Genomic DNA, 16,651 nt, shown 5'->3' with positions numbered 1-16,651 from the left:
CCACGATGACGATCGCCACTGCGCGATCGTCGTCGCTTGCGTAGAATGATCCCCTGGAAACGGTGGCAGGGGACAAGATGGATCGGCTGCAAGCGATGCAGGTTTTCCGTGCGGTGATCGAGGCCGGCAGCTTCGCTGGCGGTGCCCGGCGCCTGGGTGTTTCCAATGCCATGGTCAGCAAGCAGGTCTCGCGGCTCGAGGAGACGCTCGGCGTGCGTCTGCTGGTACGTACCACACGCCGTCTGCAATTGACTGCGGAAGGGGAGCGCTACCTGACGACGGCGACTCGCCTGCTCGACGAGCTGCAGGAGCTGGAGGCGGGAATCGGAGAGCAGCGCGGCGAGGTACGTGGCCGACTGAGACTTTCGGCGCCGGTGGACTTCGGTGCCCGCTCGCTGATGCCGGCGCTGCAGGCTTTCGAGGCGGCTCACCCGGCAGTCTCCCTGGATCTGGTGCTGGAGGACAGACGCGTCGATCCGCTGGCCGAGGATTTCGATCTGGTCGTGCGTATCGGCGAACTGGAGGATTCCGGTCTGATCGCCCGCCCGCTGATGCGGATGCCGTTGCACCTATACGCGTCGCCGGCCTATCTCCACCGTCACGGGACGCCGCGGCACCCACGCGATCTCAAGGATCATCGGTGCCTGCACTACACCTTGTCGCGGCATGGACTCTACTGGCCATTCTGGGTCGATGGTGAGGTCTATCGCTGGCGGTTGCAGCCGGCGTTTTCCTGCAACAACGGTCGGGCGCTGGTGGAAGCCGCGGTGATGGGCATGGGGTTGACGTTGAAGCCGGCCTCCCTGGCGGCGCCGGAGGAGAGAACCGGCCAGTTGGTTCGTGTGCTCGAGGTATTCGAGATGCCGCCGCTCGATGTGCACCTGCTGTATGCCGAGCGTGACTACATGCCGGCCCGGTTGCGGGCGCTGATCGACGCCTTGCTCGACTACTTCGGAGAGGGTCAGCGGTATGATTGATGCGCTGATTTTCGACTCGGGCGTCGGTGGCCTCTCGGTCAGCGCCGAAATTCGGCGGCGGATGCCGTGGCTTCCGTTGGGCTACGTCTGTGACAATGCTGCATTGCCTTACGGCACCAAGGATGACGCCTGGCTGGTGGCTCGGATCGTCGCCGTGTGTGAAAGCGCCTGCCGACAAGCCCGCCCCCGCGCGCTGGTGATCGCGTGCAATACCGCCAGCACCCTGGCGCTGGAGGCGCTGAGGGCGCGGCTGTCGATACCGGTCATCGGCACGGTCCCTGCGATCAAGCCGGCGGCCGAGACGACGCGAAGCCGCACGATCGGCCTGCTCGCCACCCGCGCCACCGTCCGCCGCCCTTATCTGGATCGACTGATCGAAGACCATGCGCGGGGCTGTCGTGTCATCCGGGTGGCGGCGGACGCGCTGGTCATCGAAGCCGAACGTCTGCTCAAGGGGCAGGCGGTCGATCCAGCCAGGGTTCGCGAGGCTATCGCACCGCTCAGGGCAGCGGAGGAGATCGACGCCGTCGTGCTGGGCTGCACCCATTTTCCCCTGCTGCACGATTATCTCGAGCCCTTGCTGCCGTCAGGCGTTCATTGGATCGATTCCGGGGCGGCCATCGCCAGGCGTCTCGAGTCCGTGCTCTGGGGCGCCCCGGCGCCGGCCGCCGCTGCCGAGGCGGAAGAGCGCGCCACCCGTTCGCCGGATGCCCGCAGTTGGGCGACGGCCGCGTCGGCGCCGGGATTGGCATCGGCGCTGATGCGTTTCGGTTATGCGCCGCCCGCGATGCTCGAGATCGCCTCTCCAGCCGTTGCCGTCCACGTTTCATGAGTCATTGCGCTATTTCTGCTTGAGGATTTCTGGTTTGGTGATTTTCGATATCGACCCTTCCCGCTACGACGCTCAGCTCGAGGCCAAGCGCGAGCGCATCGAGCGGCAGTTCGCCCGCTTCTCGCCGCCGCCGCTGGAGGTGTTCGCGTCGCCGCCGTCGCACTACCGCATGCGCGCCGAATTCCGAGTCTGGCACGAGGGAGACGATCTCTACTACGCGATGTTCGAGCCCGATCCGGAGGCACCGCGTCACCGGGGCCGGGTCGCGCAGCGTGTCGTCCGGGTCGACCGCTTTCCGGTCGCCAGCGAGCGCATCAACGAACTGATGCCGCAGCTGCTGGACGCGATTCGCGACGAGCCATTGATGCGGCGCAAGCTGTTCCAGATCGAGTTCCTCACCACCCTGAGCGGCGAGGCGCTGGTCACGATGATCTATCACAAGCCGCTGAACGATGAGTGGGAGGCACGCGCTCGCGAGCTTCAGGCGCAGCTCGGTGTGTCGCTGATCGGGCGCTCCCGCAAACAGCGGCTGGTATTGGATCGCGATCACGTCTGGGAACGGCTCGAAGTGGATGGCCAAGAACTTCGCTATCAGCAGGTCGAGAACAGCTTCACCCAGCCCAACGCCGAGATCTGCCGCTCGATGCTGCACTGGGCGCGCGATGTGACGTCCGAAAGCCAGGGGGATCTGGTCGAACTCTACTGCGGCAACGGCAATTTCACGGTGGCGCTGGCGGAGAATTTCCGCCGCGTGGTCGCCACCGAAATTTCCCGGACGTCGGTCGCCTCCGCGCAGGCCAATCTCGAAGCCAACGGCATCGACAACGTGCACGTGGCGCGAATGTCGGCCGAGGAGTTCGCTCAGGCACTGACCGGGGAAAAGCAGGGCCGTCGCGTCGCGGCCATGCAGCTCGACGAATGCGACTTCTCCACCGTGCTGGTGGACCCGCCGCGGGCCGGGCTGGATGCCGAGAGTTGCGCGCCGCTGATGCGCTATCCGCGCATCGTCTATATTTCGTGCAACCCCGACACCTTGGCCGTCAATCTGGAACAGCTGAGCCAGACCCACCGGGTGGTTCGCATGGCGCTGTTTGACCAATTCCCCTGGACGGACCACTGTGAGTGCGGGGTTTTGCTGGAACGCCTGCCGGCAGCGTGATTTTGGGCACCGTTCGCCAGTGACATGGCTGTAACGGCGAGCGTTGTCAACTGCCGGCGAGCGCATGCAGTGCCGCCGATGATGCATAACCGACATGCGTCATGACGAAGCTTCACTTGTGTAGGGCGCCATGCGGCGCTGGCGTAAGCTTCCAGTCTATTGAATGTGGCCGCCATGTTGACGGTCGATGCCAGCCGAGGTGATAGATGCAACACGTCGCGATCGAGGGAAAAACGGAATTCCTGGAACAGCTGCAGGAAAAGCTTTCCAAGCGTCTCCCCGAGGATAAGGTCAAGCGGATAACGGCGTTCGCCGAGGATCTCTACGCTACCGCGCCGTTCGAAGAGGCCGCGGATCGACAGCTGGACGATATCTACGGCGCGACATTGGCGGCATGGCATTTCATGCGCACCTTCGATCCCGACGAAGCCAAGGTGCGTGTTTTCAATCCCAATTTCGAAACCCACGGCTGGCAGTCTCCGCATACGGTGGTCGCCGTTCTGCATCAGGACATGCCGTTTCTGGTCGATTCGGTCCGCATGGAACTCAATCGCCGTGGCCTGACCCTGCACGCGATCCACAACGCCGTGCTGGCGGTCGAGCGCGATGCTCGCCACCACGCCACGCGGATTACCGGGACCCGCGCCCAGCAGGCGCCGGAAGCGCGCGAGTCGATCATTCTGATCGAGGTGGATCGTCATACCGATGGCGAGACGCTGTCCGACCTCGAGCAGGGGTTGCGGGACGTGTTGCTCGACGTGCGCACTGCCGTGGCCGATTTCGACCCGATGTGCGACAAGGTTCGCGACGTCATCGCAGCGCTGGAGAGCCAGCAGGCGGGCGGCGTCACGGCGGCGGATCGCAAAGAGACCGTGGCCTTTCTCAAGTGGCTGCTGGACGAGCATTTCACGTTTCTCGGTTACGCCGAAAGCCGCTTCGCCGGTAGCGGCAAGAAGGTTCACAGCGAGCGGGTGGAGGGCAGTGCGCTCGGCGTGCTGAAGCTGGATCAACCGCGCTATCAGGAGCCCGTGCGATTCGAGAAGGACGAAGAGTCCGCGCTGCTGCATTTCGCCAAGAGCGCCTACCATGCGCGCGTGCATCGACCTACCTATCCCGACTACATCGCCATTACGCGTTACGACGACAAGGGCAAGGCGATCGGCGAATGGCGCTTCTTCGGCCTGTTTACCTCGCTGGTCTACAACGAGTCGCCGCGCACCGTGCCGATCCTGCGGCGCAAGGTTCAGGCGGTGATCGACGCCGCCGGGGTCAATCCGAAAGGGCACAACGGCAAGCTGCTGCTGCAGGTGCTGGAAGTGCACCCGCGGGACGATCTCTTCCAGAGCTCCACCGAAGAGCTCAGCCGGACCGCGTTCGGCATTCTCAACATCCGCGAGCGTCGCCGGGTGCGCCTGTTCATCCGCGAGGACCGCGCCGGGCAGTTCTACTCCTGCCTGGTGTTCGTGCCGCGGGATATCTTCTCGACGGATCTGCGCCTGCGCATCCAGAAATTGCTGTGCGAAGAGCTCGACGCGACCTTCGCCGACTTCAACCCGTATCTGTCCGAGTCGATCCTGGCGCGTATCCAGTTCACGCTGCGCTTCAACGGCGACAAGCCAGTGAACTTCGACAGCCGCGCGCTGGAGAAGAAGGTCATCAATCTGGCGCGCAACTGGCGCGAGGACCTGCATACGGCACTGATCGAAAGTTTCGGCGAGGAAGCGGGCAATCGCCGGGCCCAGGCCTTCCGCGATGCCTTCCCCAGCAGCTACCGGGACGACTTCTCGGCGCGTACCGCCGCCAACGACATTCGCCATCTCGAAGCGCTCGATGACGGCGCGCCGATCGGTGTCAGTCTCTATCATCTGGCGGAGAGCGCCGCGGAGAGCGTCAATCTCAAGCTCTACCACCAGGACACGCCGATCCCGCTCTCCGACATGCTGCCGGTGCTCGAGAATCTGGGACTGCGCGTCATCAGCGAGCGGCCCTACCGTATCGCGAGCGGGCAGCAGACCTACTGGATTCATGATTTCACCTTCGAATATCACGGCGTGGGCGAGATCGATCTGGGCGACATGCGCAGCAATTTCATCGATGCCTTCACCAAGATCTGGGTGGGTGATGCGGAGAACGACAGCTACAACCGCCTGATCATCGGCGCCGATCTGGATTGGCGTCAGGTGGCGGTACTGCGGGCGTATGCGCGCTACATGAAGCAGCTGCGCATCGGGCTTTCGCAGGCTTACATCGCCAATACCCTGGCGGCCCATGCCGATATCACCCGGGGGCTCTCGCGGCTGTTCACGCTGCGTTTCTCGCCGGAGAGCGGCAAGCGCGATGAGCAGTGTCAGCAATGCATCGACGAGCTCAATGCGATGCTCGATCAGGTCGCGAGCCTCAACGATGATCTGTTGCTGCGCCGCTATGTCGATCTGATCCAGGCGACCGTTCGCACCAACTATTTCCAGCCGCGCGAGGATGGCAGCGTCAAGGAGTACATCTCGTTCAAGCTGGAGCCCAGCAAGGTGCCGGGCATGCCCAAGCCGCGGCCAATGTTCGAGGTCTTCGTCTATTCGCCACGGATGGAAGGCGTTCACCTGCGCGGCGGCAAGGTGGCCCGTGGCGGCCTGCGCTGGTCGGACCGCAACGAGGACTTCCGCACCGAGATCCTGGGCTTGATGAAGGCGCAGCAGGTCAAGAACTCGGTCATCGTTCCGGTCGGGGCCAAGGGCGGCTTCATCTGCAAGCGGATGCCGGAAAACGCCGATCGAGACGCGATCCAGGCCGAGGGGATCGAGTGCTACCGCACCCTGATCCGCGGCCTGCTGGACATCACCGACAATCTCGACGGTACCACCGTCGTGCCGCCGCGCTCGGTCGTGCGCCACGATCCGGACGATCCGTACCTGGTGGTCGCCGCCGACAAGGGCACGGCAACCTTCTCCGACTACGCCAACGCGATCTCGATCGAATACGACTTCTGGCTGCGGGATGCCTTCGCCTCCGGCGGCGCCCAGGGCTATGACCACAAAGGCATGGCGATCACCGCCCGTGGAGCCTGGGAGTCGGTCAAGCGCCACTTCCGGGAGATGGGGTTGAATACCCAGAAGGACACGTTCAGCGTGCTGGGTATCGGTGACATGGCCGGCGATGTCTTCGGCAACGGTATGCTGCTCTCCGACAAGATTCTGCTGGTGGGCGCGTTCAATCACCGCCATATTTTCGTTGATCCCAATCCCGACGCTGGCAAGTCCTTCGCCGAGCGCAAGCGCCTGTTCGCACTGCCGCGTTCGAGCTGGTCGGACTATGACGAGAAGACGATCTCCGAAGGGGGTGGCGTCTTCTCCCGCGATGCCAAGTCGGTCCCCGTTTCCGCGGCGATGAAGAAAGTCTTCGGCATCAAGGCGGACAAGCTCTCGCCCAACGACCTGATCAACGCGATGCTCAAGTCGAAGGTCGACCTGATCTGGAACGGTGGCATCGGTACCTACGTCAAGGCCTCCAGCGAGAGCCACGCGGATGTCGGCGACAAGGCCAACGATGGCCTTCGCATCGATGGTCGCGAGCTCAACTGCCGCGTGGTGGGCGAGGGCGGCAACCTGGGTCTCACCCAGCGGGGCCGAATGGAAGCCGCGGAGAAGGGCATCCGGGTCAATACGGACTTCATTGACAACGCCGGCGGGGTCAACTGCTCGGATCACGAGGTCAACATCAAGATCTTGCTGGACGGTATCGTTCAGCGCGGCGACATGACCGAGAAGCAGCGCAATCAGCTGCTGGTCGAGATGACCGAGGAGGTCGGCGAGCTGGTGGTGCGCGACAACTACCGTCAGACCCAGGCGCTATCGCTCTCCGAGCTGCAGTCGAAGGAAGGGCTCGGCCCGTACCGCCGGTTCATCAACGAGCTAGAAGCGGCCGGCAGCCTCGATCGCGAGCTCGAGTTCCTGCCCACCGACGAACAACTGATCGAGCGCAGCAATGCCGACGGCGGCCTGACGCTGCCGGAGCTGAGCGTGTTGATCTCCTACGCCAAGAGCACGCTCAAGAGCGACCTGATCACGGCCGATCTGCCGGCGGACGGGCAACTGCAGCAGCATGTGACCAAGGCGTTCCCGACGACGCTGGCCGAACGGTATCCGGACGATCTTCATGAGCATCGTCTCAAGCGGGAGATCGTGGCGACCCAGATCGCCAACGATCTGGTCGACCACATGGGCATCACTTTCGTGCGCCAGCTGCGCGATTCCACCGGCGCCTCGCGGGTCGAAATCGCCCAGGCGTACGTCATCGCCCGTGACAGCTTCGGTCTCAACCCGCTGTGGGAGCAAATCGAGGCGCTGGACTATCGTGTCGACAGCCAGACGCAGTACGCCATGATGCTGGATCTGATGCGGCTGCTGCGTCGTGCGACGCGCTGGTTCCTGCGTCATCGCGGGTCGCTCGGGGTCAAGGAGTGCGTCGAGCAGTATGCGCCGCAGCTGGCGCAGTTGAAGGAGGATATCGGCAATCGCCTCAGCGGCGACGAGCGCGAGGCCTGGAGTACGCGTCGCGACGCGCTGGTCAAGGTGAAGGTGCCGGAAGCACTGGCGTCGGTCGTCGCGGCGGCCTCGAGCCTCTACGCCGGGCTGGGCATCATTCAGGCCGCGCGAACCAGCGGGGACAAGATCCAGCGGGTCGCCGAAACCTACTATGCCATTGGTCAGCGTCTGGAACTGCCACGGATGATGCAGCAGATCAACAGCCTGGAAGTCCGCGACAGCTGGCAGGCGCAAGCGCGGGAAACGTTCCGCGACGATCTCGACCGCCAGCAGCTGGCGCTGACGGTCAAGGTGCTGGGGATGACGGACGCCCCGCGCGAGATCGAGCCCAGAGTGGCGCATTGGCAGGAGCAGCACGCGCCGCTGTTCGAACGCTGGAATGCGCTGCTGGCGGAAATCGGAACGGGAACGCAGATCAGCTTTCCGCTGGTCGCCGTCGCGATCCGCGAACTGGTCGATCTTGCCGAGAGCGAAAGCGAGGGCTAAGGTGGCCTGCAGGCCGGGCGGCAGCCATGTCGCCCATGCCGGATGGAGGCGACCTGTCTGCCCGTAGCACCTTCGAGCGCAGATTCGCGTTCCATCGAGTCATGATTTATCTAGCTCGAGTCATGATTATCTAGCGCAAAGATGCTCTCCGGCAGCCTTTAAGGTGCGCCGGCGGGCGTCTCTGTTATGCTTGGCTCCGATTCGGTCGCAGAACGCAGAGAGGCCCCATGAAGTATCGCGTATTTTCCACCTTGTTCGTGGCGTTGAGTCTAGCGGGCGCCAGTACCCAGGCGCTGGCGCAGAGCGAGGCGTTGAAGGATGCCCAGGAAGCTGCCAGCAAGGTCGACCTGACCAAGTTTTTCAAATCCAGCTCGGATGCACATAGCCGCAGCTTCTTTTTCGGCGGCCTCCATCAGCACCCGTTCACCGTCGACGAAGCGGGTCGTTACCAGTTCACCAGCTCGACCCTGCCGGGGGAGTCGGAGGACTACAAGATCTCTGCCAAACTCGTGGACAGCAACGGCAACGTGTTGGCCAGCAGTTCCGGGCTGGGTAGTACCGGTGGCCTTGAAATGAGAGAGACGCTGGAGCCCGGCGACTACTCCCTGCAGGTCTCGGGTCAGAAGTTCGGCACCACCAAGACCGGCGGCAACAGCTTCAATATCGATGTCGCGCGACTCGATGCCAGCGGTAGGGTGGTGGCCAGCGACGCAGGTGGTATGGATGACGGCGGCGGCATCATGTTCGGCGGCCCCGGCGCCAGTGGCCGAACCACGGCCTTCGTCGACGAGAGCGACCAGGTGGCGACGCTGAGCGCACCGGGCCGCCAAGCTGCCAGCAACGTTGCCGCTGGTGGCGCTGCGGCTCAGGCTGGCTCGGCAGGGCAGGGTGACTGGGATGCCACTTTCGGCACCACCAACACCGGTGCTGCTGCGACACCGGGTGCCGCCACTACGGCAGCGGCGGGCCAGGGTAGCGCTAACGATGAGCCTCAGATGCCGGACGCTTTCGACGAGATCGTCGCCGATATCAAGGTGCTGCAGGAAGGCGAGGTGCTGAGCTTCGACGTCGCCGACGCGGGTACGGTGTCGGTCACCAGCTCCACCTTCCCCGGCAACGAAGGCACGTATCGTCTGCAGGCGAAGATCCTCGATGCCAACGGCAACACGGTCGCCAGCGACGAAGGTTCATTGGCTATCGGCGATTTCGATATCGAAACCGTGCTGCAGCCCGGTCGCTACCGTGTCTGGGTCAAGGGGCAACGGTTCGGTTCCGCCATGAACGCTGCCAACAACTACACGCTGCGGGTTCAGCAACTCGATACCCAGTAATCGTGTGGCAGGGAATTGCCCGGCGCCAAGGCGCCGGGCTTTTCGTATCTGCTTGTGTGCATGACCGCTTTTCCCATTCTCTTTCTCGACGCGTCGAACCGCCTCGATGCTTCGAACTGTTTCGGCGCTTCGAACTGTCCCGGCGCTTCGAACTGTCCCGGCGCTTGAAACCGCCAAAGGTCGGGTTCGTCCCGAGAGGCGAAGTTGGGATATACTCGCCCGCCGCAAGCGATCCCTTTCGTTACCGACGAGATCTATCCATGTACGCCCTCGTTCGATCCCTGTTGTTCCGGCTGGAACCGGAAGCCGCCCACCGCCTGACGTTGACCGCGCTGGACGTCGCACACCGTGCCCATCTTTCCGGCATGCTCGGCGATACTTACGTGGCTTCGGCATCCGTGGACCTCATGGGGCTGACCTTTCCCAATCGGGTCGGGCTGGCGGCGGGGCTCGACAAGAACGCCGATCATCTCGATGCCCTGGGGGCGCTCGGCTTCGGTTTCGTCGAGGTCGGTACGGTGACGCCCAAGCCGCAGCAGGGCAACCCCAAGCCGCGCCTGTTCCGGCTGGCCGGGCCGCAGGCGATCATCAATCGGATGGGATTCAACAATGCGGGCGTGGACCATCTGGTCGCCAACGTGCGCAAAAGCCGCTACAACGGCGTCATCGGCATCAATATCGGCAAGAATCTGACCACGCCGGTCGAGCGCGCGGTGGACGATTACGTGATCTGCCTGCGCAAGGCGCACGGTGCCGCGCACTACATTACGGTGAACATTTCTTCGCCCAACACGCCGGGGCTGCGCAATCTCCAGTTTGGCGATCATCTCGATGGCCTTTTGAGCGCGCTGAAGAGCGAGGTGACCAAGCTGAACGCCGAGCACGGCCGTTGCGTGCCCCTGGCGGTCAAGATCGCCCCGGACATGACGCGTGACGAGATCGCGCTGGTCGCGAGCACGCTCCAGGCAAACGAGATCGACGGCGTCATCGCGACCAATACCACGGTGTCCCGGGAACACGTCGCGGGAACACCCCACGCGCATGAAGCGGGAGGGTTGTCGGGTGCGCCCCTGTTCGCGAGTTCGACCGCCGTGGTGAGGGAGTTGCGGCAACTGATGCCGACGATGCCGATCATTGGCGCGGGCGGTATCGATAGCGGTGTTCGGGCCAGCGAGAAATGCCAGGCTGGCGCCGATCTGGTACAGCTCTACACCGGCTTCATCTATCGCGGGCCGGAGCTGATCGGAGAGTGTGTACGTGCGACTCAGCTCGATAGCGGTCAGACACCCGATTAAGCCGGAAGCCGGCGGACATAGGACGGTGAACTTGCCGGACAGCGTGAGGCGACAGAAACGGGTTGAAGTAATGGGCTGGTTGCGAAGAGGCTCAGACGAGAAAGGTAGGGAATCTGGCGAAATACACGCCGTAAAAAGGCCCGCCAGTAGCGAGCCTTGAGTGTATTGAGGTAAGCGTCAACTACGTCATTACCGCCGGGTTCTTGTGAATGCCCGAAACGCCTGTCATTCCGGCCCATTGGTCTCCGCGACCTTCACGCCAACCGCTCATCCAGTTTTCGCGCAGATTCACATCCTGGCTCGGGCACTCGTCGCGTGAGCGACCTCCGACCCCCGCTTTGTAGCCATGGAGAAATGCCCGCTGGTTGCGATCACGTTTCTGTCGTTTCATCGTGTAGTAGCCTCTTGTCAGAACAAGTGCATCTCCTAGGGAAAACCACAGTCTGTCGAGCGACCTCAGGCCAAGTCCGACCGACTGCCCGCGAAAACGTCCGGACAGGCAAACCGCATGCGTTGTTTCGTAGCTACGACTGTTAGCTTTAGTCGAAATGAGAAACGATGTCGATAGTCGTTTCGTCATAAAGTCTCTTTTTCACTGCACTCACGGGAATATGACCGCTTCATAACGGTCGGATGACGCCGCCATGAAAGACGATAACTCACTGTTAAGCCTCTATATTACTTGTCCGTGGGGCATCGAGTCCCTGCTGGCCGAGGAGATCACCGATCTAGGGGGCGTTATACAAAAAACTACGGTCGCCGGCCTGCATGCGTCCGCCGACCGTCAAACGGCCTATCGCATTTGCCTCTGGTCTCGCTTGGCCAACCGGGTAATCCTGACCCTCGGCCGGGAAGCCGGCTGCGAGGAGTCGGCGGCGATCATTGCCGCGGTCAAGGCATTGCCGTGGGCGGATGTGCTGAAGCCCGGCCAGACGCTGGCCGTGGACTTCCATGGCCAATCCGCCGCCATTCGGCATACGCGATTCGGGGCACAGGTGGTCAAGGATGGCGTGGTCGATGCGCTGCGCGACGCCGGATGGGAACGGCCAAGCATCGATCCTAGCGAGGCCGATGTTCGGCTGTATGCCCACCTGCACAAGGGGCAACTGCTGGTGGGGATCGACCTGGTGGGAGCGAGTCTTCACCAGCGCGGCTATCGTCGCGATACGGGCCACGCGCCGCTCAAGGAGAATCTGGCGGCAGCGCTGTTGGCGCGCGTGGGCTGGCCGGCGCGGGCCAAGCGCGGTGAACCGCTGGTTGACCCGATGTGCGGCGCCGGCACGCTGTTGATCGAGGCCGCAATGATGGCGGCGGATATGGCGCCTCAACTGAGCCGTGAGCGCTTTGCTTTCGAGGCGCTGGCCGACTTCGACGCCGAGGCCTGGCGAGAGTTGCGTCGCGAGGCGCAGGCACGAGCCGATCTCGGCCGGCGCCAGGCCAGGTCGCGTCTGTTCGGTCTGGACCAGAGCCCTCAGGCGATCTCGGCGGCAAGAAGCAACGCCATGCGTGCGGGTATTCCCGCGCTGATCACGCTATCCGGCGGCTCGGTGAAAGCGCTCGACTGCCCGGCCGAGCTTCGCGAGCACGGTGCCGAAAGCAGCGGGATGGTCATCACCAACCCGCCTTATGGCGAGCGGCTGGGCGAGCTGCCGGAACTGATCGCGCTCTACAGCGATCTCGGCGATCGCATGCGCCGGCAGTTCCCGGGCTGGCAACTGGCGCTATTCACCGGCAACCCGGACCTGGGCCATCGTCTCGGGCTGCGGGCGCACAAGCAGTACGCGTTCAAGAACGGTCCTCTCGACTGCAAGCTTTTGTTGATCGATATCGCCAGCCGGACAGACTCGGAAGGTGGCAACGAGCCAGCCCGGTCGGTGCAGAAAGAGACGGCGCTGAGCGAGGGCGCGCGGATGTTTGCCAATCGTCTGCAGAAAAATCGCAAGCGTCTCGGCAAGTGGCTCAAGAAATCCGGGGAGTCCTGCTACCGGCTCTACGATGCCGACATGCCGGAGTACGCCCTGGCCATCGATGTCTACGGCCATCAGGTTCATGTGCAGGAGTACGCGGCACCGAAATCGGTCGATCCGAACAAGGCGCAGCGTCGGCTGATGGACGCGCTGAGCGCGATTCCCGTCGCGCTCGACGTGCGGCCGGAGCAGATCCACTACAAGCAGCGCGAGCGTCAGAGCGGCAAGGCGCAATACCGCAAGCAGGCCGACAGCGGCGACCGTTTCGTGGTCGAGGAGGGGGGCGCCAGGCTGTGGGTCAATCTCAAGGACTATCTCGATACCGGGCTGTTTCTGGATCATCGCCCGGTTCGGCGCATGCTGGGTGAAAAGGCGGCCGGCAAACGCTTTCTCAACCTGTTCTGCTATACCGCTACGGCCACGGTGCATGCCGCGTTGGGTGGGGCGAGCGACAGCGTCAGCGTGGATCTATCGAATACCTACCTGGAGTGGGCGCGAGACAATTTCACGCTCAACAAGCTCGATCAGAGCCGTCACCGGATCGTGCGCGACGACTGCTTGCGCTGGCTGGAAACCGCGGGTAGCGAGTTCGATCTGATCTTCATGGATCCGCCCACATTCTCGAATTCCAAGCGCATGGAGGGCACGCTGGATATCCAGCGCGACCACGTGCGACTGATCGAGCTGGCAATGGCACGTCTGGCACCGGCGGGCGAGTTGATCTTCTCCAACAATCAGCAGCGTTTCAGCCTGGATGCCGCGGTGGCGTCGACCTATCAAGTCGAGGAGATCACCGCTCAGACCTACGATCCGGACTTCACCCGGCGCGCCAACCTGCACCACTGCTTCCGCATCCGGCACGCGAGCTAGCCGGTCGAGGACGGCCGGCTCGTGTCTGACTCAGCGAGTGCGGCCAGCCTGGGTATTCTTACGTTGCATGATCGAGCGCAGCTGGTTTTCGGGCAGGGCCTAGTCCAGCAGCGATAGCTGGGCCATGGCCTGACGCCCCTCGGGGCTATCGTCGTCGGCCTCGAGCACCTTGCGGTAGCCGCGGGCCGTCTGGATGTGGGAGAGGTCGTCGATCCACATCATGGCCTGATCGTAGCTGTCGGCGACGGCATGTTTCAGGCCGCCGTACTGGGTGCCGATCTGGCCCCAGGCGCGGCTGTAGATCCAGTCGCCAAACATGTCCTGGTGCAGATGGACCAGGACATAGTCATGTTCACTTTCCCAACGGACGATCACGGAGACTCCTGCTGCTTGGTGCTCATCGCTTGTTCATCGCGAATGGCCGGCCTAATATGGCTGCGCCGAGCATCGCGGTTTTTCAACTCCGCGGCGAACCCGGCGTCAGGCGACATTGTAAAGCAAGCCCCGCAGAAATCGACGCCGGTTTTGACGTGCCACGCTCGAAGCCGACGCATCGCCGGGCCCGGCCTGGCGCCGGGATGAACGAGACAAGAGGATAGTCATGCGCATCCTGTTGGATGAGAACATTCCGCTGGCGGAAGAATTCTTTGGTGAACTGGGGGAAGTCACTCGCCAGCCCGGCCGCGAGATGACGGCGGCCAGCCTGAGGGGTCACGACATTCTGGTCGTCCGCTCGATCACCAAGGTGAATGCGGCACTGCTGGAAGGCGCCGACAAGCTGAGATTCGTCGGCACCTGCACCATCGGCACCGACCATATCGATACGGACCTTTTGACCGAGCGCGGGATCGGCTTCGCCAGCGCTCCCGGCAGCAATGCCGAATCCGTGGTCGACTACGTGCTTTCCAGCCTGCTGCTGCTCTCCGAGGAGGAGGGCTTTTCGCTCTCCGGCAAGACGGTGGGTATCGTCGGTGCCGGCAACGTCGGCGGGCGGCTGGCGACCCGGCTCGATAACCTGGACGTCGAATGTCTGATCTGCGATCCGCCGCGCGCCGAGGCCGAGAATCGGGACGATTTCCTGGACCTGGATGTGCTGATCGAGCGGGCCGACATCATCTGTCTGCACACGCCGCTGGTGGCCGAAGGCGAACATGCCACGCATCATCTCATGAACCGCGAGCGCATCGAGGCTCTCAAGCCGGGCACGGTGCTGATCAACGCCGGACGCGGCGACTGCCTCGATGGCAATGCCCTGCGTGAACGGCTCGAGCGACAGGCCGATCTGCGCACGGTGCTCGATGTCTGGGAGCACGAGCCGGGAATCGACGAGGAACTGTTCGAGCTGGTCGACATCGGCACGCCGCACATCGCGGGCTATAGCGTCGATGGCAAGATGCTGGGCACCGAAATGATCTATCAGGCGACCATGCGTCATTTCGGTTTGCCGGCGCGCAAGAAGCTGGGCCAGCTCAAGCCTGACCCGTGGTTGCGCAAGATCGTCCTGCACAGCTGGACACCGCCGCTGGAGGCGCTGTCGCTATGCGCCCGGGCCTGCTATGACGTGCGTCGGGACATGCTGGCGTTCGACCGCTACCGCCGCCGCCTGGGCATGGCGGCAGGGTTCGATGCCTACCGCCGCGAATATCCGCCCCGGCGTGAATTCCAGACGCTGCGGGTCGAGCTGAAGAAGAACAAGGGCGGCCTTCGTGACGCTCTGGAAGGGTTCGGCTTCAGCGTCAAGCTCGGCAAATAGCCGAGCCGAAACGAGAGTGCCGTTCGCGACAGCGTCTTGCCGGGCTAGGCGCTCTCGGCTTCTTCCCTGTCGGCATCCTCGCGCTTGACCACGCGATGACCGTCTTCGCTGGTACCCAGCTTCCAGTAGCTCGAAATGTACATCTCCCGCTTGCCCACGCCGCGCTCATCGATCAGATGGCGGCGCAGCTTGCGCATGGCCGAAAATTCGCAGGCAACCCAGATCCCCGAGGTGCCCGGGCGCCAGTCGAATTCGCGCAAGGCGTCGACCAGGCGATCGCTGTCACTGCCCGGGTGCGGATTGATCAGCCAGTCGATCTGCACGCCGTCTGGCAGGTCCAGTTCCTGGATATCCGCTTCGCTGGTCACTTCGATGATGGCACGGCCTTGGGCGTTCGACGGAAGTCGTTCCAGATTGGCGCCTATCGCCGGTAGCGATGTCATGTCGCCAACCAGTAGATACCAGTCCGCGTTTTCCGGCAGCCGTTTGGCTGGCCCCGGGCCGCCGATCAGGATCGTGTTGCCAGGCGCTGCCGCTGCCGCCCAGGTCGCGGCAGGGCCACCGTCTTCATGCAGCACGATATCCACATCGATTTCGCCGTCGCGCTGGTGACGCACGGTGTAGGTTCGCATCACGCTTGACGGGGTTTCCGGCATCGACTCATGGACGGTGGGGATGGCCAGCTTGATATAGGCGCTTTCCTGATCGGCAGGAAATCCCGCCATGCCCTCGCCGCCAAAGGTCAGGCGCAGCATGTGGGGGGTGACGAGCTGACGGTTCAGCACGGTATAGGGTCTGGGGGCAGGTTTAGGCATCGGAACTCCCGGTCAATTCAGGTTGGAAATCATCAGCCGCGACAGTCGCAGGAATGCCTCGAGATCGGCCGGCGCCATCCCGCTCGATAGTCGCGTATGTGCCTCGCGTTCACAGGCATCGACTTGCGTCAGCACGGCGCGGCCATGCTCCGTCAGTGACAGGATCTGGCTACGTCGATCGTCTGGATGCGGGGTCCTGACGATGATGTCGGCATCGATAAGCTCGCGAAGCAGTCGAGTGATCTGGGCCTTGTCGCGCTGGGTATGATGCGCGATGTGCTGTGCGGTGCAGGGTGCCTGGCGACGAATGGCCTTGAGCGTCCGAATGTGGGAAACGGTGAGCGCCAACCCAGCCTCGGCATAGGCCTGGCGCAAGGCTCGCTTGTAGGCATGCATGAGCTGATGCAGGGATTCACCCACCGTCGTACCGGACATGTGTCGCCTTATCGGTTGATAATATCAACCAATTAAGCGCTCGGCGCGGCTAAGTGTCAACCATTCTCATTATCGATTGGCAGGGGATACCAGTCGACCGGATGAGTTCTTGATGCCTGAAACGCAACGCCCCGCGCGATGCGGGGCGTTGCGTGAGCCAATGACGTGGCCTGCGAAAGAGCGGGCTCCGATC

General features: G+C 63.2%; 12 protein-coding genes. 8 read left to right on the top strand and 4 right to left on the bottom strand.

Translation table 11 applies throughout. From position 1 onward, the window contains the following. The first annotated feature begins 77 nt into the window (after window positions 1–77). The 6 genes from ACWHY3_RS12485 to ACWHY3_RS12460 all read left to right on the top strand — a co-directional run bounded on the left by ACWHY3_RS12485 (window position 78) and on the right by ACWHY3_RS12460 (window position 10,618). Window positions 78–977: a LysR family transcriptional regulator gene (locus ACWHY3_RS12485; protein WP_332779529.1), complete on the top strand. Its 900-nt coding sequence runs from the start codon at window positions 78–80 to the stop codon at window positions 975–977. Next, entirely contained in the window at window positions 970–1,809 is an 840-nt protein-coding gene (murI, locus tag ACWHY3_RS12480; protein WP_332779530.1) for a glutamate racemase, read from the top strand. The genes ACWHY3_RS12485 and murI overlap by 8 nt, the downstream gene beginning before the upstream one ends. 34 nt (window positions 1,810–1,843) lie before the next feature. After that, a complete protein-coding gene (gene trmA, locus ACWHY3_RS12475) occupies window positions 1,844–2,968 on the top strand; it encodes a tRNA (uridine(54)-C5)-methyltransferase TrmA (protein WP_448126657.1) in 1,125 nt (374 codons plus the stop codon). A 206-nt stretch (window positions 2,969–3,174) separates the two neighbouring features. Beyond that, the gene (locus ACWHY3_RS12470) at window positions 3,175–7,992 is read left to right on the top strand and encodes an NAD-glutamate dehydrogenase (RefSeq protein WP_448126656.1); all 4,818 of its coding nucleotides are present in this window, start codon (window positions 3,175–3,177) and stop codon (window positions 7,990–7,992) included. Window positions 7,993–8,219: 227 nt separating this feature from the next. Continuing rightward, window positions 8,220–9,323, top strand: a complete 1,104-nt coding sequence (locus ACWHY3_RS12465) for a hypothetical protein (RefSeq protein ID WP_448126655.1) — start codon at window positions 8,220–8,222, stop codon at window positions 9,321–9,323. A gap of 260 nt (window positions 9,324–9,583) precedes the next feature. Further along, a complete protein-coding gene (locus tag ACWHY3_RS12460; RefSeq protein ID WP_448126654.1) occupies window positions 9,584–10,618 on the top strand; it encodes a quinone-dependent dihydroorotate dehydrogenase in 1,035 nt (344 codons plus the stop codon). A 181-nt stretch (window positions 10,619–10,799) separates the two neighbouring features. On the opposite strand, the gene rmf is transcribed toward ACWHY3_RS12460, so the two are convergent. Next, window positions 10,800–11,009 (bottom strand): ribosome modulation factor, encoded by a 210-nt coding sequence (gene rmf, locus ACWHY3_RS12455; protein ID WP_083387499.1) that lies wholly within the window; start codon window positions 11,007–11,009, stop codon window positions 10,800–10,802. A gap of 253 nt (window positions 11,010–11,262) precedes the next feature. Between rmf and rlmKL the strand changes: the two genes are divergently transcribed. Continuing rightward, the gene (gene rlmKL, locus ACWHY3_RS12450) at window positions 11,263–13,455 is read left to right on the top strand and encodes a bifunctional 23S rRNA (guanine(2069)-N(7))-methyltransferase RlmK/23S rRNA (guanine(2445)-N(2))-methyltransferase RlmL (RefSeq protein ID WP_448126653.1); all 2,193 of its coding nucleotides are present in this window, start codon (window positions 11,263–11,265) and stop codon (window positions 13,453–13,455) included. A 99-nt stretch (window positions 13,456–13,554) separates the two neighbouring features. Here rlmKL and ACWHY3_RS12445 read toward each other — a convergent pair whose 3' ends face one another. Continuing rightward, window positions 13,555–13,830 (bottom strand): WGR domain-containing protein, encoded by a 276-nt coding sequence (locus ACWHY3_RS12445; protein WP_087719574.1) that lies wholly within the window; start codon window positions 13,828–13,830, stop codon window positions 13,555–13,557. 226 nt (window positions 13,831–14,056) lie between these two features. On the opposite strand from ACWHY3_RS12445, the gene pdxB reads away from it, so the two are divergent. After that, a complete protein-coding gene (gene pdxB / locus ACWHY3_RS12440) occupies window positions 14,057–15,208 on the top strand; it encodes a 4-phosphoerythronate dehydrogenase PdxB (RefSeq protein ID WP_448126652.1) in 1,152 nt (383 codons plus the stop codon). Between the two features lie 44 nt (window positions 15,209–15,252). On the opposite strand, the gene ACWHY3_RS12435 is transcribed toward pdxB, so the two are convergent. After that, entirely contained in the window at window positions 15,253–16,023 is a 771-nt protein-coding gene (locus ACWHY3_RS12435) for a siderophore-interacting protein (RefSeq protein WP_087719576.1), read from the bottom strand. Between the two features lie 12 nt (window positions 16,024–16,035). Then, the gene (locus ACWHY3_RS12430) at window positions 16,036–16,458 is read right to left on the bottom strand and encodes a MarR family winged helix-turn-helix transcriptional regulator (protein ID WP_087719577.1); all 423 of its coding nucleotides are present in this window, start codon (window positions 16,456–16,458) and stop codon (window positions 16,036–16,038) included. Window positions 16,459–16,651: the final 193 nt, after the last annotated feature.

Source organism: Salinicola sp. NYA28a (assembly GCF_976982775.1).
The sequence above is the reverse complement of the archived record's forward strand: the minus strand, read 5'-3'. Positions and strand labels throughout refer to the sequence as shown.

What these genes read in the sequence shown, in the direction of transcription:
- ACWHY3_RS12485 (WP_332779529.1), top strand. Translation starts at nt 78, where the DNA reads ATGGATCGGCTGCAAGCGATGCAGGTTTTCCGTGCGGTGATCGAGGCC.
- murI (WP_332779530.1), top strand. Translation starts at nt 970, where the DNA reads ATGATTGATGCGCTGATTTTCGACTCGGGCGTCGGTGGCCTCTCGGTC.
- ACWHY3_RS12470 (WP_448126656.1), top strand. Translation starts at nt 3,175, where the DNA reads ATGCAACACGTCGCGATCGAGGGAAAAACGGAATTCCTGGAACAGCTG.
- ACWHY3_RS12465 (WP_448126655.1), top strand. Translation starts at nt 8,220, where the DNA reads ATGAAGTATCGCGTATTTTCCACCTTGTTCGTGGCGTTGAGTCTAGCG.
- ACWHY3_RS12460 (WP_448126654.1), top strand. Translation starts at nt 9,584, where the DNA reads ATGTACGCCCTCGTTCGATCCCTGTTGTTCCGGCTGGAACCGGAAGCC.
- rmf (WP_083387499.1), bottom strand. Translation starts at nt 11,009, where the DNA reads ATGAAACGACAGAAACGTGATCGCAACCAGCGGGCATTTCTCCATGGC.
- rlmKL (WP_448126653.1), top strand. Translation starts at nt 11,263, where the DNA reads ATGAAAGACGATAACTCACTGTTAAGCCTCTATATTACTTGTCCGTGG.
- pdxB (WP_448126652.1), top strand. Translation starts at nt 14,057, where the DNA reads ATGCGCATCCTGTTGGATGAGAACATTCCGCTGGCGGAAGAATTCTTT.
- ACWHY3_RS12435 (WP_087719576.1), bottom strand. Translation starts at nt 16,023, where the DNA reads ATGCCTAAACCTGCCCCCAGACCCTATACCGTGCTGAACCGTCAGCTC.
- ACWHY3_RS12430 (WP_087719577.1), bottom strand. Translation starts at nt 16,458, where the DNA reads ATGTCCGGTACGACGGTGGGTGAATCCCTGCATCAGCTCATGCATGCC.